This window comes from Pseudoalteromonas sp. 1CM17D, from assembly GCF_023161805.1.
GTDB lineage: Bacteria > Pseudomonadota > Gammaproteobacteria > Enterobacterales > Alteromonadaceae > Pseudoalteromonas > Pseudoalteromonas atlantica.
In genome coordinates, this window is the sequence record NZ_JALNTP010000001.1 from 456,979 (window position 1) to 482,036 (window position 25,058).

The 25,058-nt window shown below is 40.6% G+C and carries 21 protein-coding genes; 18 read left to right on the top strand and 3 right to left on the bottom strand.

Features of this window, described 5'->3' with window-relative positions:
- Positions 1-177 precede the first annotated feature (177 nt).
- Complete coding sequence (locus MSC25_RS02060; protein WP_096739642.1) at positions 178-1,389, bottom strand: porin; 1,212 nt, start codon at positions 1,387-1,389, stop codon at positions 178-180.
- Positions 1,390-2,026: 637 nt separating this feature from the next.
- Between MSC25_RS02060 and MSC25_RS02065 the strand changes: the two genes are divergently transcribed.
- The 5 genes from MSC25_RS02065 (at position 2,027) to MSC25_RS02085 (ending at position 9,291) form a co-directional block, all read left to right on the top strand.
- Complete coding sequence (locus MSC25_RS02065; RefSeq protein ID WP_083901794.1) at positions 2,027-3,616, top strand: ABC-F family ATPase; 1,590 nt, start codon at positions 2,027-2,029, stop codon at positions 3,614-3,616.
- A 150-nt stretch (positions 3,617-3,766) separates the two neighbouring features.
- Positions 3,767-4,249 carry a 5-(carboxyamino)imidazole ribonucleotide mutase gene (gene purE, locus MSC25_RS02070; RefSeq protein ID WP_024033606.1) on the top strand — a complete coding sequence of 161 codons (483 nt, stop codon included), beginning with the start codon at positions 3,767-3,769 and terminating at the stop codon, positions 4,247-4,249.
- A 2-nt stretch (positions 4,250-4,251) separates the two neighbouring features.
- Positions 4,252-5,403 (top strand): 5-(carboxyamino)imidazole ribonucleotide synthase, encoded by a 1,152-nt coding sequence (locus tag MSC25_RS02075; protein ID WP_248442322.1) that lies wholly within the window; start codon positions 4,252-4,254, stop codon positions 5,401-5,403.
- 115 nt (positions 5,404-5,518) lie between these two features.
- Complete coding sequence (locus MSC25_RS02080; RefSeq protein WP_248442326.1) at positions 5,519-6,682, top strand: endonuclease/exonuclease/phosphatase family protein; 1,164 nt, start codon at positions 5,519-5,521, stop codon at positions 6,680-6,682.
- A gap of 104 nt (positions 6,683-6,786) precedes the next feature.
- Positions 6,787-9,291 (top strand): prolyl oligopeptidase family serine peptidase, encoded by a 2,505-nt coding sequence (locus tag MSC25_RS02085; RefSeq protein ID WP_248442327.1) that lies wholly within the window; start codon positions 6,787-6,789, stop codon positions 9,289-9,291.
- A gap of 78 nt (positions 9,292-9,369) precedes the next feature.
- Here the strand turns inward: MSC25_RS02085 and rrtA are convergent, their stop codons facing one another.
- Positions 9,370-9,954: a rhombosortase gene (gene rrtA / locus MSC25_RS02090; RefSeq protein ID WP_248442329.1), complete on the bottom strand. Its 585-nt coding sequence runs from the start codon at positions 9,952-9,954 to the stop codon at positions 9,370-9,372.
- 97 nt (positions 9,955-10,051) lie between these two features.
- Here rrtA and ggt point away from each other — a divergent pair, with 97 nt between their 5' ends.
- The 3 genes from ggt to MSC25_RS02105 all read left to right on the top strand — a co-directional run bounded on the left by ggt (position 10,052) and on the right by MSC25_RS02105 (position 14,547).
- Positions 10,052-11,830: a gamma-glutamyltransferase gene (ggt, locus tag MSC25_RS02095; RefSeq protein ID WP_248442332.1), complete on the top strand. Its 1,779-nt coding sequence runs from the start codon at positions 10,052-10,054 to the stop codon at positions 11,828-11,830.
- Between the two features lie 142 nt (positions 11,831-11,972).
- On the top strand, positions 11,973-13,667 hold the full coding sequence (locus MSC25_RS02100) for an NAD-dependent malic enzyme (RefSeq protein WP_004586602.1): 1,695 nt from the start codon (positions 11,973-11,975) through the stop codon (positions 13,665-13,667).
- A 151-nt stretch (positions 13,668-13,818) separates the two neighbouring features.
- Complete coding sequence (locus MSC25_RS02105) at positions 13,819-14,547, top strand: SIMPL domain-containing protein (RefSeq protein ID WP_248442333.1); 729 nt, start codon at positions 13,819-13,821, stop codon at positions 14,545-14,547.
- Here MSC25_RS02105 and MSC25_RS02110 read toward each other — a convergent pair.
- Positions 14,537-15,895, bottom strand: coding sequence for a DUF2254 domain-containing protein (locus MSC25_RS02110; protein WP_248442335.1), 1,359 nt, complete (start codon positions 15,893-15,895; stop codon positions 14,537-14,539). The two genes, MSC25_RS02105 and MSC25_RS02110, sit on opposite strands and share 11 nt — an antisense overlap.
- Before the next feature lie 118 nt (positions 15,896-16,013).
- Between MSC25_RS02110 and MSC25_RS02115 the strand changes: the two genes are divergently transcribed.
- The 10 genes from MSC25_RS02115 to MSC25_RS02160 all read left to right on the top strand — a co-directional run bounded on the left by MSC25_RS02115 (position 16,014) and on the right by MSC25_RS02160 (position 25,057).
- Positions 16,014-16,388, top strand: a complete 375-nt coding sequence (locus MSC25_RS02115; RefSeq protein WP_054982679.1) for an MAPEG family protein — start codon at positions 16,014-16,016, stop codon at positions 16,386-16,388.
- An 11-nt stretch (positions 16,389-16,399) separates the two neighbouring features.
- Positions 16,400-17,029, top strand: coding sequence for a sulfotransferase (locus tag MSC25_RS02120; RefSeq protein ID WP_248442337.1), 630 nt, complete (start codon positions 16,400-16,402; stop codon positions 17,027-17,029).
- A gap of 75 nt (positions 17,030-17,104) precedes the next feature.
- On the top strand, positions 17,105-17,677 hold the full coding sequence (locus MSC25_RS02125) for a tRNA-(ms[2]io[6]A)-hydroxylase (protein WP_024033616.1): 573 nt from the start codon (positions 17,105-17,107) through the stop codon (positions 17,675-17,677).
- Between the two features lie 183 nt (positions 17,678-17,860).
- Positions 17,861-19,780 carry a pilus assembly protein N-terminal domain-containing protein gene (locus tag MSC25_RS02130; RefSeq protein ID WP_248442339.1) on the top strand — a complete coding sequence of 640 codons (1,920 nt, stop codon included), beginning with the start codon at positions 17,861-17,863 and terminating at the stop codon, positions 19,778-19,780.
- Entirely contained in the window at positions 19,777-20,454 is a 678-nt protein-coding gene (locus MSC25_RS02135) for a hypothetical protein (RefSeq protein ID WP_248442341.1), read from the top strand. The genes MSC25_RS02130 and MSC25_RS02135 overlap by 4 nt, the downstream gene beginning before the upstream one ends.
- A 396-nt stretch (positions 20,455-20,850) precedes the next feature.
- The gene (locus tag MSC25_RS02140; protein WP_024033620.1) at positions 20,851-21,240 is read left to right on the top strand and encodes a hypothetical protein; all 390 of its coding nucleotides are present in this window, start codon (positions 20,851-20,853) and stop codon (positions 21,238-21,240) included.
- Between the two features lie 64 nt (positions 21,241-21,304).
- The gene (locus tag MSC25_RS02145; protein ID WP_248442343.1) at positions 21,305-22,072 is read left to right on the top strand and encodes a hypothetical protein; all 768 of its coding nucleotides are present in this window, start codon (positions 21,305-21,307) and stop codon (positions 22,070-22,072) included.
- Between the two features lie 6 nt (positions 22,073-22,078).
- Positions 22,079-23,377: an ATPase, T2SS/T4P/T4SS family gene (locus tag MSC25_RS02150; protein ID WP_248442345.1), complete on the top strand. Its 1,299-nt coding sequence runs from the start codon at positions 22,079-22,081 to the stop codon at positions 23,375-23,377.
- Positions 23,370-24,245: a type II secretion system F family protein gene (locus MSC25_RS02155; protein WP_121637481.1), complete on the top strand. Its 876-nt coding sequence runs from the start codon at positions 23,370-23,372 to the stop codon at positions 24,243-24,245. The genes MSC25_RS02150 and MSC25_RS02155 overlap by 8 nt, the downstream gene beginning before the upstream one ends.
- Complete coding sequence (locus MSC25_RS02160; RefSeq protein WP_121637480.1) at positions 24,242-25,057, top strand: type II secretion system F family protein; 816 nt, start codon at positions 24,242-24,244, stop codon at positions 25,055-25,057. The genes MSC25_RS02155 and MSC25_RS02160 overlap by 4 nt, the downstream gene beginning before the upstream one ends.
- Position 25,058 lies beyond the last annotated feature (1 nt).

Genomic DNA, 25,058 nt, shown 5'->3' on the forward strand with positions numbered 1-25,058 from the left:
TTTATAAGCATGCTTACAAGGAATAAATAATACGCAGCGCACACAGCTTTTATAAAGTGTTATAACAAATAATAGCGATTGTTAACGCCTTCAAACATTTAATTTTTTTCATCATTTAACGTTTAAAATAAAAAGCCCAGCATATAGCTGGGCTTTGTGTGTTGTTATGGTGGGAAATTAAAACTTGTATCTAAAACCAAATGCAATCCCGTCGTCTTCTGTGGCTTCCATTTGTGATTGCTGGTCTTTGTCATCACTTTCAAAGTCGCTAAAATCTTTACGGGCTTCAGCGTAGGCAATGGTGTTTTCGTCAATTAAGTAATGAACACCAATCACAGCAAATTGACGTTTGAATACATCATTAGGATCGGTATTAAAGTTAGGTTGAATAACGTAATCGTCACCGGCATCTAAAATGTTATAAGCCACAAAAGGGCGCACATCGTTATCAAAACGGTACGACATAAAGGTTTCTACACCAATAGAGTCTTTAATTAAGCGCCCTAGGTTATCGGTATCGTGGTTTTCACTTTTATTTATGTTAGCGGCAACGTATAAACCTGGTTTTTCAATGCTGCCCCACATTACACCCGCACCAAAAATTAAGTCTTCAACAGTTTGTGTTGTGCCATCGCCATACGTTACATCAAATTCACCACGGTTTACGCCTGCTGTTAACGTTAGCATGTCGGTTGCGTTATAAGTTACAGACCCACCAAAGGTGTAGTTAAATTCTACTTCTTGAGCTGCACTGTCGCCAGTATTCCATAGGGCTTCACACGCTTCTTCAGAAATGTCATCAACATCACAGGTATAAAATTCGCTGTTTTTAAGTTGCGCTTGAACTGCAAAGCTAAAGTCGTTGTAGCTATTACGGTATTGAATTAGTTTATCACCACGGCCAGTACCATTTACTGCACCGTCGTCTTTATTGTATGTGTAAACACCCGCAGCATTACCATCCCATACAAAGCTGTTATTGGTGCCATAAACTACGTCGTACCACGCACCCCATTGTTTACCAATGGTAATTTGCCCGTACTTTTCGTGCGAAAGGCCAGCATAACCTAAACGGTTATATAAAAACTCATCTTGAATAGATTCAAAGCGGTTATTATAAATAATGTCGCTACTACCAACAGGGTTTACACCCCATTCAACTAGCGCTAGTGCCGACCAGTCTTTTTTAAGTTGGCGAGTAAAGCCAAAGTTTATACGCGATGTACCATTTACCACTTCGGTTTGGTTTTGCGTATTAATAACGCGCACATCAAGGTAACCACCTACTTTAATAGTGTTCTTTTCATCCTTATAGAGCTCTACTGCTGAAGCAGCTGGCGCAACTACTATGCTTGTTCCTAATAGTAGGGTTACAAAGTTTTTAATCATTTGTGATGCCTTGTGTGTATTAACTTTAAAAAGTGACATTAAATTTAGAAGGCATGAAGACTAGCAAAGCCCTAATAGGCTCAAAAGTGAAAAATAATCAATGAAATTAACACCAAAAATGAATAAATATTCACTGGAGGTTAATGGTGTTTTTTATCTGTTAAGGGATAGGTTTTTTTTGATTAAAAACTACGTAAATAGTGCTGAAAATAGCGCAAGTAAGTGGGTTTTAAATTGAGTTTTTTTCATGTTGGATAAAAATAAAACGCTAGTGCAAAAAATCTAAAAAGCATTTTATATCATAAATATATACCCAGTTATCTGTTTTTTAAAATGCTTTGCGATAAACAATCGACTTATTAAGTTAAACGGGTTTATTAATTAAAATTTAAACCCTGATATGGCGTACAAATCGCGCTATTATTTTTAGCTAAGCGCATTTTTTTAGTTGAATAAGCATTCACTGGCTTAATCGCGTTTTTAGGCACTATTTGTTAGGCATTAATTTACGCCTTTAATGAGTGGAATAGGGCATAGTTCATACGCTTTCAACCTTAAACTTTCATAGAAAAAAAGCTGTATTTAGTTTAAACTGCGCGCAATTTAAATACATCATGTCCCCTTGGAGGGTAGCGCTATTATTAGTACAGCTAACATCACCATGCAATTTGGTGCTAAACCGTTATTTGAAAACATATCTGCAAAGTTTGGCGAAGGAAACCGTTACGGTTTAATTGGTGCAAACGGCTGTGGTAAATCTACATTTATGAAAATCCTAAGTGGCGAACTAGAGCCCTCTGCAGGTAACGTAAGTACAGATCCAAATGAACGTGTGGCTAAACTAAACCAAGACCAGTTTGCTTACGAAGAATACTCTGTAATTGATACTGTGATCATGGGCCATAAAGAATTATGGGATATTAAACAAGAGCGCGATCGCATTTACTCATTACCAGAGATGAGTGAAGAAGACGGCATGAAAGTAGCCGATTTAGAAACTGAGTTTGCCGAAATGGACGGCTATTCAGCTGAGTCTAAAGCGGGTGAGCTTTTATTAGGGGTAGGTATTTCGACAGAGCAGCATTACGGCCCTATGTCTGAAATAGCACCCGGTTTTAAACTACGTGTGTTACTTGCGCAAGTACTGTTTTCTGACCCTGATATTATGCTACTTGATGAGCCAACCAATAACTTGGACATTTACACCATTAAATGGTTGGAAGATGTGCTTAATCAACGCGACTGCACCATGATCATCATCTCGCATGACCGTCACTTTTTAAACTCAGTATGTACGCACATGGCCGATATTGATTACGGCGAACTTCGTATTTACCCAGGTAACTACGATGAGTACATGTTTGCAGCAACACAAGCACGTGAGCGCCTATTAAGTGAAAACGCGAAAAAGAAAAGCCAAATTGCTGAACTACAACAGTTTGTATCGCGCTTTTCTGCAAACGCGTCAAAGGCTAAACAAGCAACGTCGCGTGCAAAACGTATTGATAAAATTCAGTTAGAAGAAGTAAAAGCCTCTTCTCGCCAATCGCCGTTTATTCGCTTTGAGCAAGAAAAACAGCTATTTCGTAATGCATTAGAAATGACCAACCTAAGCCAAGGTTTTGAAGACAATACGTTGTTTTCAAATTTAGAAGGTTTAGTAGAAGTAGGCGAGCGCATTGCTATTATCGGTGAAAACGGTGTAGGTAAAACAACCTTACTTAATACGCTTGCTGGGCGTTTAGCACCTAAGTCGGGCGAGTTTAAGTGGTCTGAAAATGCCAATATTGGTTACTACGCGCAAGATCATGCTGACGAGTTTGAAAAAGACATGAACTTGTTTGAGTGGATGGAGCAATGGCAACAAGAAGGCGACGACGAGCAAGTGGTTCGTGGCTTTTTAGGACGCATGTTGTTTTCGCAAAACGATATTAAAAAGTCTGTAAAGGTTATTTCAGGTGGTGAACAAGGCCGTATGTTATTTGGTAAAATTATGATGCATAAACCAAATATACTGTTAATGGATGAGCCAACAAACCACATGGATATGGAGTCTATCGAGGCGTTAAACCTTGCATTAGAAGCGTACGAAGGCACTTTACTGTTTGTATCGCACGATCGCCAGTTTGTATCATCGGTTGCTACCCGTATTTGGGAGATAAAAGACGGCCAGGTGATTGACTTTAGAGGCAACTATAGCGAATACCTAGCAAGCAAAGAAGTATAAGCACTTTGTAACTGCAACCCTTTAAAAGCCATGTTTAAACGTGGCTTTTTTTGTTTTTGTGAGTCGCAATTAAACTTGGTTTGGGTATAATACCCGCCTAAAACCGGACATAAGTCCGCTATTTTTAAAATACATTACTGAGGAGTATTTATGACTGTTGGCATTATTATGGGTTCTAAATCAGATTGGCCAACCATGGAACACGCAGCGCTCATGCTCGAAAAATTTGGTATTGAGTACGAAACAAAAGTGGTCTCTGCGCACCGCACTCCTCAACTTCTTGCAGATTATGCAAATTCAGCCGCAGATCGTGGTATAAAAGTGATTATTGCTGGCGCCGGTGGTGCTGCGCATTTACCGGGTATGGCAGCGGCATTTACATCGCTTCCTGTGCTTGGTGTTCCAGTTAAATCTAAAGCCTTAAACGGTGTAGATTCATTGTTATCTATTTGCCAAATGCCAAAAGGCGTAGCCGTAGGTACACTTGCTATTGGTGAGCCAGGCGCTGCTAACGCAGGTTTACTTGCTGCACAAATTTTAGGGTGCCAAAACCCAGAAATTTTTGCAAAAATTGAAGCATTTCGTAAAGAGCAAACCGAGACTATTTTAGCTAACCCTAATCCTGCAGAGTAAAAATGAAAATTTTAATTTTAGGTGCCGGCCAACTTGCGCGAATGATGAGCCTAGCAGGCGCCCCCCTTAATTTAAATGTGGTTGCGTACGACGTAGGCAGCCAAAAAATTATGCATCCGTTAACCGGTGAAATTTACACAACGACACTTGAGCAGGCAATTAGTGACGCTGATGCGATTACCGCAGAGTTTGAGCATATCCCCGATGATGTACTTACACTTTGCTGTAACAGTAATAAATTTTACCCAGGTAAAGCTGCCATTAAAACCGGTGGCGACCGCGCATTAGAAAAAGCGCTACTAGATAAAACAAACGTAGCATGTGCGCCGTATCAACTGATCACAGAAAAAGCGCATTTAGAATCAGCGGTTAAAACCCTAGGCAAACCGCTGGTTATTAAAACGTGCCAAGCAGGGTACGATGGTAAAGGGCAGTGGCGTTTAAAATCAGATGACCAAATAGAGCAAATTTGGTCGGAAATGGCTGATTTTATTGCCTGTGGCACACAGGATGCTCCACACAGCATTATTGCTGAAAAAATGATCCCGTTTGACCGTGAAGTCTCTATTATTGGTGCACGCGATAAGCAAGGTAATGTGGCTATTTACCCAATTACTGAAAACGAGCACACCAACGGCGTGCTTACTTTGTCAATTGCAGGTAAAAATAACACGCTGGTTGAGCAGCAGGCCCATAGTGCATTTACAAAAATTGCCAACGAGCTTAATTATGTTGGCGTACTTGCCATTGAGTTTTTTGATGTAAACGGTACTTTACTGGTGAACGAAATTGCGCCGCGAGTTCATAACTCAGGGCACTGGACACAGCAAGGCTGCCATTGTTCGCAGTTCGAAAACCACATGCGAGCTGTAGCGGGTTTACCGCTAGGTAATACAGAGCTTAAGCATATTACCGCCATGGTTAATGTGTTGGGCCAAGGATGTATTCCTACCGAGGTTTTAACAGTCAGTGATGTAACCAGCCACTGGTACGGAAAAACGGCAAAACCTGGGCGTAAAATGGGGCATATTAATGTATCTGCAGATAACATTAATAACCTTGCCGATAAGCTTGGGCAACTTACCGATTACCTACCTGAGCAAGCGTACCCCGGCATTTTAAAAGCTGCTACTGCACTTATGCTAAGTGAGTAAAGGCTGCAATTAACTAATTAAATACCGGCTTAAGCCGGTATTTTTTTGTCATAAAAATAGGTATTAATTGTGTAATACTGGTAAAGTCTATTTTTTAATTTTTTGAAGTAAAAAAATGAAACTAAACATACTTTATGGCGCATTAGCCATTGCCGCTTCATTTAGTTTAAATGCTACAGCCAGCCAAAGCCTTCGTATTGCCACCTTTAATGTGAGTATGGATGCAACTAATCACACGCCAAAAGGCGAGCAAGTTAACCCCGATGCGCTAGTTAATGCACTAAAATCAAACCACCAGCAAATAAAAAATATAGCCGAAATAATTCAGCGTGTTCGCCCTGACATTATTTTATTAAACGAGTTTGACTATGTACCAAAAGCGCAAGGTATAGATTATTTTAAACGCCAGTTTTTAAATGTAAGCCAAAATAAACAAGACCCCATTGATTACCCATACAGTTTTATTGCCCCTGTAAATACAGGCCTTGCTACTGAGTTTGACCTTGATAACAACGGTAAAAAAACCGCTGTAATGGGCGATGCGCAAGGTTTTGGTTTTTTTGAAGGCCATTACGCGATGGCTATTTTATCTAAATACCCCATTAACTTTGAGAAACTGCGCACGCTTCAAACGTTTAAATATAAAGATATGCCTAATGCGCAAATGCCAATAGACCCTAAAACAAAAGAGAATTGGTATAACACGCAAGAATGGCAAGCGCTTAGGCTTAGCTCTAAATCGTTTTGGGATGTACCTGTTGTAGTAAACAATAAAACAGTGCATGTACTTGCCTCGCACCCAACACCGCCGGTGTTTGATGGTGACGAAGACAGAAACGGCAAACGTAATCATGACGAAGTTAGGTTAATTGCCGATTATGTTGCTAATAAAGCCTATATTTACGACGATAACGGCCAAAAAGGTGGATTAAAAGCAAACTCGCGGTTTGTTATTTTAGGTGACTTAAACGCCGCGCCTGAAGGGGATAAAGCACGGGTTGAAACCACCAATCAAATTTTAAATAACCCACTTATAAATTCGCAATTTATACCGCAAAGCGCCGGTGCTAAAGAGCAGTACCCGCAGTCATACGCAAAGCACTTTACCGCTAACTGGCAAGCGCGTGTAGATTATGTATTACCCTCTACCTATGGGTTTAAAATACACGATGGCGGGGTGTTTTGGCCCACTAAAAACAGCGAGCAATATAGATTAATAAAAGATAGAAACGCATCGAGCGATCACCGATTGGTGTGGCTCGATTTGCTAATAGAGTAAACTCAGCTTTACCGTGAAAATGCGTTATTTATCTTAAAAAATTGCAATAACTCAAGTGCTTCTGCTTAAATACGGCTCAATTATAATAACCGTATAGAAGCACTATGATTTTTAACCTATCGTCATCAAAAACATTAGTAGCGCTTGCTGTAACCTCTAGCATTATGCTTGCAGGTTGTAGTGCTACCGCTAATACCTCTTCATCACAGCAAAGCGCTTTACCAGCAACTCCCGTTGCTGCGGTTGTAAACACACCTGCTGATGCTGGCTCGCAAAATATTACGCTAGAACAAGCCATGGCAAATCCTGATTGGATTGGCAACCAGCCTAAAAATGCGTACTGGGCAAGTGATTCAGCCACCATTATTTATGCTCAAAAGCAGCAAGGCAGTAACTTAAACGATATTTATAGCCAGCCAATTAACAGCAAAAAAGCGATGCAAGTTTCACTTGATAAACTGCATACTGTAGGTGCTTCTAAAGCGGTTTATTCATCAGATAGAACACTTCAAGCTTATACGTTTAAAGGCAATGTATTTGTTAAAAACCTAACAACGGGTGAACTTAAACAAATAACAGCCACCTCAGCTAATGAGTCTAAACCACAGTTTTTAAACAATGGCGATTTAGTTTACCGCCAAGGCAATGTGTTTTTTAAAGTTGATTTAAAAACAGGGCTAAGTACAGAGCTTGCTAACTTAAAATTGGCCGATGAGCCAAAAGGCTTACAAGAGCCAACTAGTTACATAGCAAAAGAGCAGCATAAACTGATTGAGTTTGTGGCGCTGCAACATAAAAACAAACAGGATACACAAACACGCAATGAACAAATAAACGCGCAAAATAGCTCCATTGCTAACACCGCTTTTTATTTAGGTGATGGCAATGTAATTAAAGAAGCGCAACTATCGCCAAACGGTGATGCTTTAATTGTTGTGCTGCAAAAGCAGCAATCGTGGCGTGATAAAGGCGATATTATGCCTAACTACATCACCGATGATGCCACTATTGAGCCTAAAAAAGTGCGCCGTCGTGTGGCTGATGCAAAAGAGCAAACATCATCGGTGATACACATTAACCTTATAGATAAAACACAAACGCCACTGAGCTTTGATACGCTACCGGGCTTTGATGAAGATGTTTTAGCCGAGGTTAAAAAAGAAAACTACGCGCGTGATGGTAAAACGTATAAATCTAAAAAAGCGCCACGCGGTATTAACTTAATTACTAATTGGGGTTTAAACCAAGCTCCCATAGTGTGGAACGATGACGGCACGCAAGTTGCCATTATGCTAGAGGCGTGGGATAACAAAGACCGCTGGATAGCCACAATCGACTTTGATAAAAACGAGCTTGTGTCGCAGCACCGCCTGCATGATGATGCTTGGATAGCTTACGCGTTTAACAATTTTGGCTGGTTACATAATTCAAACACCCTGTATTACTTATCAGAAGAGTCGGGCTATAGTCAGCTTTACAAAAAACCGCTTAACGGCAAAGCAACCGCTTTAACTAGTGGCCAGTTTGAAGTATCGGACATTACGTTAACTCATGATAATAGCGCTATTTATTACAAGGCAAACGTAGAACACCCAGGCCTTTACGAAATTTACCGTGTTAACCCACAAACAGGTAAAAACGAGCAAGTGACAGACCTTAACGGTATGACCGACTACACGTTAAGCCCAGACGAAAGTAAATTACTGCTTAAGCACTCTAAAATAACAATGCCAACAGAGCTTTTTGTTGCCGATGCTAAAGCTAACACCACGGCTACACAGCTCACCCATACGGTGTCGGATGAATTTTTAGCTAAAAAGCTCACCGCACCTAAAATAGTTGCCGTGCCATCTAGCCACACAGAGCAACCTATTTATGCCAAGGTGTATTACCCAAGTGACTATGTAGAAGGTGAAACAGGCAAAACCCGTAAAGCGGTTATTTTTAACCACGGAGCAGGGTACTTACAAAACTCACACATGGGTTGGTCTGTGTATTTTCGTGAGTTTATGTTTCATTCATTACTTGCCGATGAAGGTTACATAGTGATGGATATGGATTACCGCGCTTCTAAAGGTTATGGCCGCGATTGGCGTACTGCGATTTATCGCCAAATGGGTACACCTGAAACGCAAGATTTAGCAGATGGCGTTAAATGGATGGCGCAAAACGCAAATGTTGATACCAACGCAGTAGGCACATACGGTGGCTCATACGGCGGGTTTATGACCTTTATGGCGCTATTTACTGCCCCTGAGCTATTTCAATCTGGGGCAGCACTTCGTCCAGTAACCGATTGGGCGCATTACAACACCGCTTACACGGCTAATATTTTAAATCACCCAGATGTAGATCCCATTGCGTATGAGCGCAGCTCGCCAATTTATTACGCTGAGGGCTTAAACAAGCGCTTATTAATTAACGCACCTATGGTTGACGATAACGTGTTTTTTCAAGACTCAGTACGTTTAGTACAGCGATTAATTGAACTTGAAAAACAAAACTTTGAAACAGCTATCTTCCCGGTAGAGCCGCATGGCTTTGTGCAGCCGTCAAGCTGGTTAGATGAATACCGCCGTATTCATAAATTATTTAAAGAAACGCTTTAATCTTAAATTTTTAAATTAAAGTATAAAAACAAAAACGCCGCGTTAACTAACGCGGCGTTTTTATTAATATTGAAAAGCTTAATCGCTATTTTTTAAGTATTTAATTGCTAAAGGTATGCCTAGTAATGTGCCGCCCACCGCGCCAATTAAGTGCGCATCAATGGCAACCGTTGAATCAATTAATTGGCCAATACTTGCATCGGGGCCGTTTACTTGCTCCATTATTATTTTTATCCACACGCCTATAAATAATAAATAACCCGATTTAAGCGATAGGGTAATGTCTTTCACCGCTCCCCAAATAATGACACCATGCAATAGGGCGCTTAACCCCGTGTAAATAGATATAGCAGGGCAAAACCATAATACGCCGAGCCCACACCACAGTGCTAAAAAACACACATTAAAGGCATAACGCGCAGGCGACGTGTATTCGCCATGCAGCAACCAAATTAAAAATACGCCTAATGCGTTTAATCCTAAATGCGCCCAGTTAGCATGTACAAATTGACTGGTAAACACTCGCCAAACTTCGCCGTTTTCAATGAGTGCTCGGTTAAATTCAAGTAAATTATTTAAATCAAATGCAGCAAAAACAATACTAAAAAGCATCAAAAATAATGGTGGAAGTAAATAACGAGGTTGTAGCGGTAAATTAAGCATTTTATTATGTTTTTTTAGTCAAAATTTTTGCATATTGTGCCCGTTTAACTTTAAGATGCCAAATACAACTACGTAATTAAGTGTTTTTAGTATTTTTATGCATTTTAAACTTAAGTCATTATTTACTATTGGTTTGTTTGCAGTAACGCTGCCAACAATAGCAAAAGAACCTGCAAAATTAGAAATTCGCGAGCCAGAAGCCACCACCTCAATTGTACAAAAACAATTAGTAACTGGTGATCAATACATGGTGGCCGCGGCCAACCCGTATGCCTCACAAGCTGGACAACAGATTTTAGCTAAAGGCGGAAGCGCGGTAGATGCGGCAATTGCAACGCAATTAGTACTTACCTTAGTTGAGCCACAATCATCGGGCATTGGTGGTGGTACATTTATGATGTACTACAACAAAGCCGATAACCTACTTACAAGCTTTGATGGCCGTGAAACCGCGCCACAAAATGCAGACGAAAACCTGTTTTTAGATAAACACGGTAAAGCCGTTAAGTGGATTGAAGCAGTTGTTGGCGGTCGCTCTGTGGGTGTGCCAGGTATTTTGCATGCCTTTGCAAGTGCGCATCAACAATACGGTAAACTTGCGTGGAGCGAGTTATTTAAACCCGCTATTAAACTTGCCGAGCAGGGCTTTGAAGTGTCGCCACGTTTACACGGTTTATTGGCACGCCAATTAAACCCAGGTGTAATGAGTATGCCGGTGATTAACGAGTACTTTTACCCTAATGGCGAATTAATTAAAGCCGGTACGATTAAAAAAAATCAGCCCTTAGCTAATTTATACAAAGACATTGCTAAACAAGGCATTGATGCATTTTATAAAGGCGATAACGCTAAGCAAATGGTAAACGCAGTGCAAAATTCAAAAATTGCACCGGGTACATTAAGCGAATCAGACCTGGCTAATTACAAAAGCAAGCAACGCGACGCAGTATGTATTAAATACCGTGCTTATAATGTGTGCTCTATGGCCCCACCGAGCAGTGGTGGTGTAGCGGTATTACAAATTTTGGGCTTGCTTGAACACAAAGACATGAGCGCGCTTAAACCTAATAGCGAAGAGGCAATTCATTACTTTAGCCAAGCCTCACGCATAGCATTTGCCGATCGTAATATGTACATGGGTGACCCAGATTTTACACAAGTGCCTACCAAAGAGCTGTTAAATAAAAAGTACATTGCATCGCGCGCCAAGCTTATTACTGAGCAAGACACAAAAGCAGTTGCAGGTAATCCGGTAGGCTATTTAAGCTACGCAAAAGATGATTCTTTTGAACTGCCATCAACATCGCATGTATCCATTGTAGATAGCTTTGGTAATGCCGTATCAATGACCAGTTCAATTGAAATGGCGTTTGGCTCAACTGTGATGGTTAATGGCTTTATTTTAAATAACCAATTAACCGATTTTGCGCTTTCGCCACGCATTGGCGGCAAATTAGTAGCTAACCGCGTTGAGGCGGGCAAACGCCCACGCAGCTCTATGTCGCCAGTAATGGTGTTTAACAACGACGGCAGCTTACGCTTAGTGGTTGGCTCGCCAGGTGGCAGCCGTATCATTGATTATGTAGCGCAAGTGGTTATTGGTGTGCTGGATTGGAATTTATCGGCACAAGAGGCGATTAACCTGCCAAGAACCACCAATCGTAACGATTACACGAGCCTTGAAAAAGGCACTGCGCTTGAAGCCATAGCCCCGCAATTAACTAAACGCGGCCATGCTGTACGTGTACTTGATTTAAACTCTGGCTTACATGCCGTAGAGGTTAAAAACAATAAATTGTATGGCGGTGCCGATCCGCGCCGTGAAGGGGTTGCTTTGTCGGATTTAACTGACAAAAACGCCACTATCAAATTTTAATTTATGTATAATAGCCATGCAGGCAGTGAAGCCTGCATGTGTTTTCTCTCAATGGTCTGACAAGCTTAATTGTCATTGCAATTTAACCTTTTACAATGATAATGGCAGATCATAACTTAAGACTCCGTTAAAGCCTGGAAATATGACAACTAATACTGATCCTAACTACCTTTATATTCCTTACTCTGGCCCTGGCCTAATTGAAACTCCGCTTTTAAACAAAGGCAGCGCGTTTAGTAAAAAAGAACGCGAAAACTTTAACCTTGCGGGTTTGCTTCCTCCACGTTTTGAAACAATTGAAGAGCAGGTTGAGCGTTGTTATCAGCAGTATTCAAGCTTTAACGATAACTTAAACAAGCATATTTACTTGCGTGCCATTCAAGATAACAACGAAACACTTTACTACCGTTTAGTGCGTGATCATCTTGAAGAAATGATGCCAATTATTTACACGCCAACGGTTGGTGATGCCTGTGAAAAATTCTCAGATATTTACCGCAGTGCACGTGGCTTATTTATTTCGTACGAAGATCGCTATCAAATTGACGACATTCTACGTAACGCCACCAAAGGCAAAGTAAAAGTAATTGTGGTTACCGATGGCGAACGTATTTTAGGCCTAGGCGATCAGGGTATTGGTGGCATGGGTATTCCTATTGGTAAGTTATCACTTTACACAGCGTGTGGTGGTATTAGCCCAGCGTACACATTACCTGTAATGCTTGATGTAGGTACTAACAACGAAAAACTGCTTAATGACCCTATGTACATGGGCGCGCGTCATAAGCGTATTGCGCAAGATGAATACGATGAGTTTTTAGACTTATTCATTAAAGCAGTTAAACGTCGCTGGCCAAATGTATTACTGCAGTTTGAAGATTTTGCACAGCCAAACGCTATGCCATTACTTAAACGCTACCGTAACGAAATTTGTAGCTTTAACGATGACATTCAAGGTACTGCAGCGGTAACTGTGGGCTCTTTATTAGCTGCATGTCGTGTTAAAGGCTCAACCCTTAGCGAGCAAAAAGTGGTATTTGTTGGCGCAGGCTCAGCCGGTTGTGGTATTGCTGAGCAAATTATTAGCCAAATGGTGTTTGAAGGTATTAGCGAAGCACAAGCGCGCAGCCAAGTATTTATGGTTGACCGTTTTGGCCTACTCACTGAAGGCATGGAAGGCTTACGCGATTTCCAACAAGCACTAGCGCAACCACAAGCTGCATTAAGCGAGTGGACTTACAGCGGCGAATACGCTTCATTATTAGATGTAATGCACTGTGCAGCACCTGATATTTTAATTGGTGTATCGGGTCAACCGGGCTTATTTACCGAGCAAGTTATCCGCGCTATGCACTCAGGCTGTGAGCAGCCGATTATTTTCCCATTAAGTAATCCATCTAAGCAGGTTGAAGCACACCCAGCAGATGTTATTAAATGGACTGAAGGTAAAGCACTTGTAGCAACGGGTAGCCCATTTGAACCAGTAGAGTTTAATGGTGAAGTGTTCCCAATTCCACAGTGTAACAACAGTTATATTTTCCCAGGTATTGGCCTAGGTGTAATTGCAGCAAAAGCAACACGCATTACCGATGCAATGCTGAGTATGTCGAGCGAAATGCTTGCTGAGTCATCACCACGTGCAAATACCGGTAAAGGCAGCTTATTACCTGCACTGACTGAAATTGAAACGTTAAGTAAGCGTATTGCATTTGCAGTGGCTAAAAAAGCAATTGAAGAGGGCGTAGCTCTTGAGATTAGCGACGATGCACTGTGGGCTGCGATTGATAGAAATTACTGGTTACCTAAATACCGTAACTACAAACGTTGTAGCATTTAATTACGCTAAGTAACGTTAAGTAAATAAGGCTGTACGTTGGTTACAGCCAGTTACAAAAAACAGGCAATTGCCTGTTTTTTTGTGCTTGTTCATTTATTGTTAACCACGTAGGCTCTTTAATGGTGACAACAAAAATACAATGGATAATGCAATGAAAACACACATTCTTTTATTAAGTAGCGCAATTGCCTTAAGTACCTTGAGCCTTGATGCGTATGCAAACTCAACACCTAATGCTCCTCATATTTATGTTAAAGGTGAAGCAACCGTAACCACTATGCCTGACTACGTACAATTAAGCTTAGGCATTGTAGAAATAGATAAAGACCTAATTGATGCTAAAAACAAGGCCGATAAAACCATGGCTAAAGCGATCAAATTAGTAAAAGAGCTTGGCATTAAAGACGGTAATATTAATGCAGGGCATATTTCTATAAATCGCGAAAGCCAATACAACAGAAGCTCTGGCGAGCAAGAATTTAAAGGCTTTAGAGTGTCGCGCACGTTAAGCGTTAAGCTCTCGCAAATCGAAAAATACCCTCAGCTGTTACAAAACCTAGTAAATAACGGCATTAACCAAATAAACCAAACGCAATTTTTAGCGAGCAACTATGAAGAGCTGCACAAACAGGCGCAAAAATTGGCCATTCAAGATGCCCGTAAAGCCGCCAAAGAATTAAGTGCCGATTACGGCGTTGAGCTTAAAGGGTTATATACGGCGTCGCTAAGCCCAATGAACGTACCTGCGCAGCCTTATGCACGCTCAGAAAAAACCATGATGGTGGCAGATACCGCACCCGGTAACTTTGTTCCTGATGCGTATCATGCTGGAGAAATTAAAGTAACAGCGTCTAGCTATGCGGTTTACTTTATTGACTAGTGTGCTGGCAGGTAAAACGAGCCACTAGTTTATCCCCTTGTGGCTTGCTAATGCGGGCAATAGCGTTAAGCATGTTGGTAATTTCTTGTCTGTCGTATTCGTTACTTACATGCTCGTTTATGTCATCTACAATGGCATTTAAGTAATTAAATAGGCTGTTTCGGGCTGCATCATTGCCATGCGCCACAAACAATATATTTTTAAATGCCTCTAAAACGTTTGTCATTACATACGCATCGCCTTTTGCATAATTACGCAGTGGCGTAAAGTTATCGTGTAGTAACTCATCAAAACTGGTTTCGTGTATAAAGAGTAACGGGGCGTTGTCGCTGTGTTTAAACGAATAATTTGTATCGTTAAGCGACAGGCGCTCAATTAATAAAATACTCAGCATATCTATCGATTTAACCGCTGTACCGGGATCGTTAATACCTGGGCTCATTGCTTTAACGGCAATTTCTGAAATTTGCGTTAATCCATAACGGTAATGGTCGCTAATGTACTCTTCTATATAAAAAATAAAGCAGTCTAAAATTTTAGCGATAAGTTCTTCGTTATTTGAAATGTCTTTATCGCATTTTAAAAACGGATAGCCTTTAACGGTAAAGTAACCTTGGTTTACCGAGATATACACCCGAATATTTTCCTCGGCTAATATGGCGCATAACTTATCTGTATGCACCCCTTTGTAATAACCCTCGGTGGTGCTATTAACTGAGTGCCATTGTGTAAAATCAGGAAAGTCAGTGAATGGTTTTTCTGATTGCCTATCAATAATGGCTTTAATTTCGCGTTTAGTTTGGCTAAATAAACCGTTAAGTACATTATCTACTTGAATGGCTTTAGATATTGAATGAATAAAAAATACAAACAAGCCAAGCGATACTAAGCCAAACACCAATGACAGCAGCACCCCAAGCGATGGAATAGCGGTATCGCCACCTTCAAGCTTATTAATATTAATGAGCATAATAATTGAGTAAATTATGCTGCCTAAATAAAAGCCCAATACCATTTGATGCGATTTACGGGTAATAAGCCCAGGTACAACCCGTGGAGATAAACTGGCGCTGGCCGAATTTAAAACCACCATCACCATAGAAAAACTAAACACCGTAAGCGATATAATACTGCCTGCTAGGGTGCTTAAAATGGTGCGGGCATTTTCGGCGCTATCTACCAGCACAACAGATATAAACGCCTTGAGCTGCTCTACAGGCGCTATGTATTCAAGCGACATGGTAATTACAGCAAAAAGTAAAAAACCAACCGAAAGTACAGAAGGGTAAAAGCCAATGCTGTTGATCATTTCACGATAGCGGTCGGCTACTTTGCGAGGGACAAACATAAATTCCTTTCATTGCGTTATAAAATTCAACTAATACACACTGTAGCATAGTTACTAAGTAAACTTATGATTGTGCAAAACTATGTTATTATTGCCAAAAGTAAAATAGGACAACACCGTGATAGTTTCTACGTATGCTGCGCTTTTAGCGTTTTATTATATTTACTTAAGTTTTAATGTGATCAAAGTGCGCCGCAGTGAGCAAGTGTCACTTGGCGATAACGGCAACCCTAAATTACAACGTGCTGTGCGTGCCCATGCTAATTTTATGGAATACGTACCCTTTGCGATTATTTTGCTTTTTTTAGCCGAATACCAAGGCCTTGCCAGCCATTATTGTAATATTTTAGGGGGCGCATTATTAATAGGGCGCGTTTTTCACAATTTAGGCATTGTTGAAAACAATCTTAAATATCGCCAAATTGGTACCATTGCCACCTTTTTAGTGATGGTTATTAGTGCCTTTTTGTTGCTTGTAACACGCAATAGTTAGTAATAGATGTTATGAGTAAAATATTTATAATAGGGCTTCCGCGTACAGGCACCACCAGTGTATGCCACGCATTTTTAGAGTTTGGCATTGCCACGGCGCACACTGCGTACACCTCGTATTGTTTTGAAAACGCCACAGCCATAGCCGATACCCCTGTGTTTAATGACTACCCAGCATTAGATAGCCATTACCCCGGCGCTAAATTTATATATTTAGCGCGCGAAAAAACACCCTGGATTGCCTCAATTAGGCAATTGCTGCTGCGAATGCATACTAATTTAACGCGCCCAGACGGTGGTTTTAATATTCATATAAAAAGGTGTTACTTAACGACCTTTACTGACTTATCTATTGATAATATTAACCAAGATGATTATTTAACAAAGTGCTACAACACACATTTAGCAAACGCGCGTGAGTATTTTAAGCACCGCAGTAACGACTACTTAGAAATTGATATAGCAAAGCCACAAAGTTTTGCCCAGCTTACTGCGTTTTTGGGCATTAAAAGCGAGCGCACCGACTTTGAAAAAATGAACATAGGCGGCAAAGTGACCGCATGGAATGATATTAAACACCCGTTAAAAATTGACTCAACAGCAAAAGGGCGCATAGATAAGCATTTACCTTATATGCGTTAATTTTGCTCTGCGCTGCAAGATTTTTACTATTAAATACGCTAAAATCCCCGCATTATTTTTTAAGTAGTACAAAAAATGTTTGAATTAAAATACAACACCCCCTTTGAATGGACCGAAGCGGTTTTAGCCGACTTTAATACGTTTTTACAAGACCACGCTGCTGCTGAGAAAAAGGCATCGGGCATGGCTATTTCTATGCTGTCTCATTACCCAGACAAACGTAAACTGGTAAAAGCCATGACCGATTTAGCGCTTGAGGAGTTAATCCACTTTAAACAAGTGCTTAAACTGCTTATTGAACGCGATACTAATTTAGGTGATGACAAAAAAGATCCATACATAAAACAAATACGCGCTTTATTTAGACATGGCCGTGATGGATTTTTAATGGATAGATTACTGGTTGGCGGTGTTATTGAAGCCCGCGGCCACGAGCGCTTTTCATTGGTTGCCCAAGCATTACCAGAGGGTAAAGAAAAAGACTTTTATGTGGCGATTGCTAAATCAGAAGAAAAACATAAAAACTTATTTGTAGAGTTAGCGTACGAATACTTTGATAAAGAAGAAGTTGATGTTCGTTTAGAAGAGCTACTAGTCGCTGAAGCTGAAATTTGTAAAAACATTCCTTTTACTGCCGCACTGCATTAATACTTTTGGCACAAAGCACTGCTTTGTGCCTTCTCTCCTAACTTCATTTGCATTTTGCAAATCAAAATACTAAAGCCGCCTGTGCTTATATCTCCAATCATTTTAATTTATTGAATTTAAAGCTAAATATTTGCTGGTCTTAAACTTGCTCTGTTAAACCAACGCATACTTGAGGACGCGCATATGTTTAAAGCCATTATTTTTGTAATACTTTTTTTACCGTGCTGTGTATACGCCAAGCAAAGCAATTTAAATTACATAGAAAACGCCAATGGCGATAGAGTAAAAAAAGTATCCCACTTAGTTAAGTGGACCCATACTCGCTTTGTATTTAACCGCGATATAGCACGTGTTGCGCTAGGCCACGAAACCACACTCGATGTAAACGTAGTAAACGGACGCGAGCTATTAATTTTAGCTAAAAAGTTGGGCCGCACCTCTATGATGGTTTGGTATGACGACAACACATCAGAAACATTTTTACTGGGCGTGACCGAAGACTACAGCGTACTTGAAAATGCGCTTAACGATATTCACCCTAACTTAGCGCTCACCATCGCACCTGATAGGCACGCGGTAGTTCTACGCGGCGAAGTACCTACGCTTAATTATCGCCATGCAGCCCACGAAGCGGCAAAAAATTATTTATATGCAAGTAGCTCGCAATCGACGCAACCTGTTATTACCTCTACGCCTAACCAAGGAATGTTTAATTCTTTAGCCCAGCGTTTACAGGGCATGGGTAATTTAAACAATGGTTTAGCACAAAGCTCAAGTAAAGTAGCGATTATTAACCTTATTAAAGTTACGCAAGCGCCAAAGCCTAAGGAGGCGCGCATAGCGCAGGTGTTAAAATCGATGGGGGCTGACAAAGTAACTGTAAAACGTATTTCGGTTGATGAGTTATCAAACGATGATAACGATGTGTTTATGCTCAGCGGCACTGTTAAAAATCAAATTGAACTGGTGCGTTTGTTAAATACCATCAATAAATTATTTGAACCAGAGCAAGCAAGCCAAGCACCCACTTCGGCACTAGATCCAAACGGGCTTATCAGTAGTGCAACGCAAAAAGAAACAAGCGCTATTGAAGTACTCGCAAATGAGTCTGGCGGGTTATTAAATGGCGATTCTGGCCTGACTTTAAGCAATGTAAATTCAAACGTAGCGCGGGCTACTTTGCTTTCGGTGGCTAAAGGTAAAGTGCTCTCAAGCATTGAAGTAGAAGACTTACCTCAAGTGAGGGTGTCGGTGCAGCTTTATGAAGTTAATCAGCGCCGCTTAAAGCAATGGCGTCCAGATATTAGTGTGCTTTCTAATGGGTATAACAACGAGCAAGGTTTATTTGGCCTAGAAGGCATGAATGCCCGTGAGTCTGGCTCAGCATCAATAGAAAACGCACTGCAATTAATTGGCGGACAATTAACAAATAACTTGCAGTTATCAACCTCGCAATTTGCCATTGATATGTTGTTTTCTTTGCTAGAGCAAGAGGGAATTGCAAGAACGCTTTCGCGACCTACACTTACCGTACTTGCAGGCGAAAGCGCGGTATTTAAAGTAGGCGGCGAAGTGCCAGTACCTACAAGCTACAGCCCATCTGGCGTTACCAGCGGGCAACAAGGTAACAGCGGTTCAGTGTTTAGTGGTACTGAGTTTAAATCGTTCGGCGTTGAGCTCAATGTTCGTGCTTTAGTGGATGACAAAGACCGCATAACCCTTGATTTAAACCCGGTTATTTCATTGCCAGACACCACACTCACAGCAGAAATAGCACAAAGCACCGGCAGCAGTTTAAACAGCAGTGCATTTAATACGCGCAGTATGCAAACATCTACCCGTTTACAAGACGGGCAACCTTTAATTATTGGTGGATTAATTAGTACAGATAACAACGCTAGTCACGACTTTGTACCCGATGCAAACGGCGAGAGCCTGTTTGGTAAATTAAGCGAAACAACCAGTAAAAGCGAAAACAACCGCGAGTTGATTATTGTGGTTACCCCTAATTTAGTCCGCGAGCCGGTTAATAATTTACGTGTGTGGCAAACAGTTGATTTAGATAGCCAAATGGCCAGTTTTATACAGGAGCAAGGGTTATGAAAATAATATATATCGTTATTTTACTGAGTATATCGGGCTGCGCACATATAGATTATGCGCCCAGTGTAAACCCACATACTGCACTAAGTGAAATTGTTACTAAGTATGCATTAAACAGCAGTGCTTTAACTTGTGAAGGGGTAAGCGCGGTTAATTGTTTAGCCTTAGTGCATGAGCTTAATCAGTTAATGCTTGAGCACCCAAACAATAAGGTCATTTTATCTGTATCAGCTTATGCACTTTATAAAAGCGGACGAGCTAATCAGGCGCAATCGGTAATAAACAAGCTTCTTAATTTACCTAATCCGCCTTTAAACGCGCTATCTTTAGGCATTAACTTGGCTATTGAGCAAGGCAATTTAGCCAAAGCAAAACAAATTGCCCAGTACGCTATTGATGAATTTGGTACTGAGGCTTCACCGTATTTACAAATGGCGTCTATTTATTATGCGCAAGGGCATTATGTTATCGCAGCTAATTATTTAGAGCTTGCCTATAAATTTGGCACGCATAAAAGCCATTATTACTATCACAAAGGGCTAATAGCTGAGGCGACACCTGATAACGCATTGGCGTGTCATTATTATAATGAGGCAATAGGTTTTGATGCGCAGCACAGCCAAGCCACAGCGCGCTACGCGAAGCTTTCGGTACTTGGTAATTGTAAAAGTTAAGGCCGCAAGGCCTTTTTATTTTATAAAACTGCGCACTCCTTAGTTAAACCCGCTCATAAAAAGTAAAAACAACGTACCGACCTAAACAATTAAAATACCCTTACTCGTCGTTGTTTAAACCTATCTCGCTTTGTGAATAATCCCCCTCTAATTGCTAGTCACTCTTGCTTTTAAAAGCTTTGTATAAATGAGTTAACAGCTTGCCTTTTAATTAATCTCTGCTTGCGTTGTAACGTACTTTAATAATGATTTGCAAAATGCGAATCATAACAAGGATAAACAAAACATATTTTAAATAGCAAAAATAAACCATTGATTTTCATGGGCTTAATTAATGGCACGGTCCTCGCTATATGTAAAGTGGGCATAAGCTCTAACACATTTAAGGTGATCATTATGAAAACTATGAAAAGCAACTTAAACGGTAAAAAACAACAAGGCTTTGTACTTACTTCTGAGCTAATTATTCTTTCAACTTCTATGGTGGCAGCGCTGGTAATTGGTTTATCAACCTTACGAGACTCTGTAACCAGCGAGCTTGAAGATGTAGCAGAAGCAATTGGCTCGTTAGATCAAAGCTATGTATTTGATGGCATGATCAACGCCGAAGGCACTGCAGAAATTTCAGGCTCAGGCTATGTTGATGCAGTAGATGTTTACGCAGGCGATGGTAGCTCGTTTACTTTTGTTGCCTCTGACTTTAGTGAAAGTGCTGCACTTATTAATGCAACGCCAAGTGGCGATGCTGCAACACGTACAGCAGCAGGTGGTTCACAAGGTAATTAAAATTATAACTACCTAAATCACACTGCCACAACCGTGTGGCAGTGAAATTTGTCAGGAGGAAATTATGAAAAGTAAAAATAATAAAGGGGCGACTACCGCTGCACTCACCTTACTTATCACCTCTGGCATGTTGGCCTCAGCGCTTGGCATCAGACAAGTAAACGAACAAGACTTAGTTACTGCCTGGGTGGTAAATAAAAATATGTCGGCGGGGCAAGTAGTGAGTGTGCACGATATTGCCCAAAAAGATGTAAACCCCAGTAACTATGCAAATATGGCGCTAAGTATACAAAATCCCCGCGCCTTTATTGGTAAGCAATTAGCCACTAATAAAATGGGTGAACAACCACTACTTGAAACAGATTTTAAGCAGGTTAAAAGCCAAAATTTATCAGAGGCGATCCCCGCAGGCAGAGTGCTTTATACATTAAAATTAACCACTTTAGATATTCCATTATCGCGGGTGCACAAAGGCGACCGCTTAGATATTGTTGCTAAAACAAACCGGCTTGTAAGAACCGTTGCGCGCGATGTGCAGCTCATTGGCATTTCAAAAGGTCATGGCAGTAAAGCGCAAAAAAATGGCGTGATGGACAGCCTAGCAAAAAAGGAGCCGGCAACCAGCGCGGGTGTGTCATTAGTGTTGGCTGTACTTCCTAAAGATGTGTATTCGTTAGCCGCAATTGATACCCAAGATAAGGTATCGATAATTGTGCACAGCGCTTATGACATTGAACAAGGGCGCTTACAAAATTTCTCCCAATTACAAACTAGCCGAACAATTCAAGTGGTTAAAGGCGTTAAAAACCAAGCTGTTTATGTAGCTAAGTGAGGCGCTATGTTTAATTTATCAAGTAAACCAGAGTCTGTAGAAGCCAATTTAAATACCTTTGAATCACTTAAAAAAATTCTCCACGATGCAGTAATTGAAGAATATGAGCAAGACCCAAGTGCTTTACTGAATGATGCGCTGCTTGAAAAAATATCCGCCCTTTGCAGTGATATTGACGAATTTGCACAATCATCATTTAACAGCCATCAACAAGCTCAAGTAGTACAAGCCGTTTACGACGAAATACAAGGTTTAGGACCAATAGCGCAATTTATGCTGGATGACCAAGTAAGCGATATTTTAATTAACGATACGCAAAATATTTGGATAGATAAGCAAGGTAAATTGCTATGTACAGCCAGTAAGTTTGACGATGAACGTCACTTACGTCGTTTTGTTGATAGATTAATTGATAGTTGCGCTCGACAAGTTAACGCTCTGACTCCCATTGTAGATGGCAAACTAAAAGATGGCAGCAGGGTACATATTGTAGTGCCACCGGCATGCACCAGTGCTGCTATTGTTTCGATTAGAAAATTTAATCACAAAAAAATTAACGATGATTTTTTAATCGACAATAAGTTTTTAAGCAAAAACTGCCTCACTTTTTTAAAAACCGCGGTGGCCTTAGGGGTTAATATTTTAGTGTGTGGTAATGCCGGCGCAGGTAAAACTACTTTGTTAAATGTACTGGCTAATTCAATAAATACTAACGAGCGGGTAGTAACTATAGAAGAAAGTGCAGAGCTAAATTTGCACCATAATCATGTGGTGCAATTAGAGGCGCACGACACCAACAGCGATGGAAAAGGCGCCGTTACCCTGCGTGATTTAGTAAAAGCGGCACTAAGAATGCGCGCCGATAGAATACTCGTAGGTGAAGTACGCGCAGGTGAAATAATAGACATGCTGCAAGCCATGAACTGCGGCCACCAAGGCTCAATGACCACCGTACATGCTAATAGTGCAAGCGATGCGGTAACCCGATTATCAACGCTAGTGCAATTACATAACGCGCAGCTAAGCGATACCCACACCAGCGCATTAATCGCATCAAGCATTCAGTTAATTGTACATGTTTCTAGAAATACAAACGGTGTAAGAACCCTAAAAAGTATTGGCGAAATAAAGCGTGTAGATGGACGTGCGCAATACTCTGCGCTTTATAGCGTAAGTGATACCGAGCAAGTAAATGATAAGGCAATTAGTACCTCAAGCGTGGTGAGCTTTATGCAAAGCCAAGGTGCCAATGCAAACGAAATAAGTGCATTACTGCAACCGGCCAGGGAGCGTAATTATGAATAAGCTTGATTACTTACTGGCCATAGCAAGTGTTATGTCATTTACTTTAGCACTGAGTGTTTTTATAACACTTAAAGTAAAAACACACGCTGCAAATACTAAGCACGAGGTTGATGTACTTGAAGAAAAAGACATTATCACAGTGTCACTGCGGGTACTTGGGATTAACATCAGTAATGCTTTATTTATAAGCGTTGCTTGCTCGCTTGCCACCAGTACTTGGTATGTTGCACAGTACTTTTATCCTCAAGCAACTACAAGTGCATTAATCGTTTCTTTGGTTGTATTTATAACCTGCTTTATAGTGATTATTGATTTAGCGCACTATAAATTAGCCAGGTTTGAGCACTTATTTTTAGAGTACATAGAAACCGTACAATCGTGTTTAAGTACTGGGCTTTCACTTGTTCAGGCTATGCAATTTGCCGACGAACACGCCGATAAATACATTAAACCCCAAAGTCATTTATTACTGCAGCGCTTAAATATGGGCAGTGATATACAAAGCTCGTTTGCCCCTTTGATTAAACGCTACAACTGCGAAACCGTGCGGTTATTTTCACATAGCATAATTACTCATACACAAAGCCAGTGCGATTTAACTGACATGCTTAAAAGTGTATGCAAAATGATGTCGTTAAGAACGCTAGATCGCCAGCAGCTCAAAGCTAAGCTTTCTGGTACTAAATACGCTGCGCTGTTTAGTGGCGTTTTACCCTACGCTTTAGTGCCTTTATTTAATTACACCGATCCAACCTGGTTCGATCCGCTGTTAAATAACCCCAATGGCATGGCCTTTATTACCGTTGCTGTGCTTTGCCAGTTATTTGGCTTTTTATGGCTTCGCCTAAGCTTGAGGGTAACGCTATGATAGACATATTTTTATTTGTTGGCTTATTGGTGAGCATGGGTGCATTTATCCATATTCAAAAGCAGTCATTAAAGGCTGAGGTTCAGCAATCTATCAAAACCAATATAAATTGGTATCCATTAATTGTTATTTCAAAAAGCCAATTTAGACAAGCAGGGTATCAGTTAAATAAAATTTTATTGAGCATGTACTGCTTTAAAATGGCCGCCACATTTTGTGCTTATACTGCCATAGAGATCACTGGTTATGTATTAAGTACACCGCTTGTAGCCATTATCTGTTTTATTAGCTTTTTTGCGCCTGATATGTGGTTTTTATTTAAAAAAGGCCAGCGTAAAGTACAAATAAACAATAGCTTAGAGTTTTTTTTAAGTGTGCTGTTAGTGTATATGCGCGCTGGCTTTTCGCTAGAGCGCGCATTTGCTTTAGCGGTTGATCACGGGTTAAGTAAAAAACACCCTTTATATAAAGAGCTTAAACTATTTTTGTTTGAGCTCAGTGCCGGTAAAGACCGCGAAACAGCCTTTAATTCGTTATATGACAGAACAGGGGTTTCGGGTTTAAAAAAATTAGCTAATTTAATGCTTATTGGCTCTAAGCTTGGCACCCCGTTAATACAGGCGGTTGAGTCACAATTAGAAAGCTTTGCGCTTAAAAAAAATATTTTATTAGCTAAAAAAGTAAATAAAAAAGCATTGCATACCACCTTTCCCATTATCTTAATTTGTTTTCCTATGTTTTTAGTACTGGTGTTTTTTCCTGCGGCGCTGCAGGTAATGAATGTACTAAAAATGCTGGTTGAAGTGCTATAGG

Coding starts and splice junctions, on each gene's coding strand:
- MSC25_RS02155 (WP_121637481.1), top strand. CDS start 23,370: ATGAATAAGCTTGATTACTTACTGGCCATAGCAAGTGTTATGTCATTT.
- MSC25_RS02100 (WP_004586602.1), top strand. CDS start 11,973: ATGACAACTAATACTGATCCTAACTACCTTTATATTCCTTACTCTGGC.
- MSC25_RS02080 (WP_248442326.1), top strand. CDS start 5,519: ATGAAACTAAACATACTTTATGGCGCATTAGCCATTGCCGCTTCATTT.
- MSC25_RS02085 (WP_248442327.1), top strand. CDS start 6,787: ATGATTTTTAACCTATCGTCATCAAAAACATTAGTAGCGCTTGCTGTA.
- ggt (WP_248442332.1), top strand. CDS start 10,052: ATGCATTTTAAACTTAAGTCATTATTTACTATTGGTTTGTTTGCAGTA.
- MSC25_RS02150 (WP_248442345.1), top strand. CDS start 22,079: ATGTTTAATTTATCAAGTAAACCAGAGTCTGTAGAAGCCAATTTAAAT.
- MSC25_RS02160 (WP_121637480.1), top strand. CDS start 24,242: ATGATAGACATATTTTTATTTGTTGGCTTATTGGTGAGCATGGGTGCA.
- MSC25_RS02130 (WP_248442339.1), top strand. CDS start 17,861: ATGTTTAAAGCCATTATTTTTGTAATACTTTTTTTACCGTGCTGTGTA.
- rrtA (WP_248442329.1), bottom strand. CDS start 9,954: ATGCTTAATTTACCGCTACAACCTCGTTATTTACTTCCACCATTATTT.
- MSC25_RS02110 (WP_248442335.1), bottom strand. CDS start 15,895: ATGTTTGTCCCTCGCAAAGTAGCCGACCGCTATCGTGAAATGATCAAC.
- MSC25_RS02125 (WP_024033616.1), top strand. CDS start 17,105: ATGTTTGAATTAAAATACAACACCCCCTTTGAATGGACCGAAGCGGTT.
- MSC25_RS02135 (WP_248442341.1), top strand. CDS start 19,777: ATGAAAATAATATATATCGTTATTTTACTGAGTATATCGGGCTGCGCA.
- purE (WP_024033606.1), top strand. CDS start 3,767: ATGACTGTTGGCATTATTATGGGTTCTAAATCAGATTGGCCAACCATG.
- MSC25_RS02140 (WP_024033620.1), top strand. CDS start 20,851: ATGAAAACTATGAAAAGCAACTTAAACGGTAAAAAACAACAAGGCTTT.
- MSC25_RS02075 (WP_248442322.1), top strand. CDS start 4,252: ATGAAAATTTTAATTTTAGGTGCCGGCCAACTTGCGCGAATGATGAGC.
- MSC25_RS02060 (WP_096739642.1), bottom strand. CDS start 1,389: ATGATTAAAAACTTTGTAACCCTACTATTAGGAACAAGCATAGTAGTT.
- MSC25_RS02105 (WP_248442333.1), top strand. CDS start 13,819: ATGAAAACACACATTCTTTTATTAAGTAGCGCAATTGCCTTAAGTACC.
- MSC25_RS02145 (WP_248442343.1), top strand. CDS start 21,305: ATGAAAAGTAAAAATAATAAAGGGGCGACTACCGCTGCACTCACCTTA.
- MSC25_RS02120 (WP_248442337.1), top strand. CDS start 16,400: ATGAGTAAAATATTTATAATAGGGCTTCCGCGTACAGGCACCACCAGT.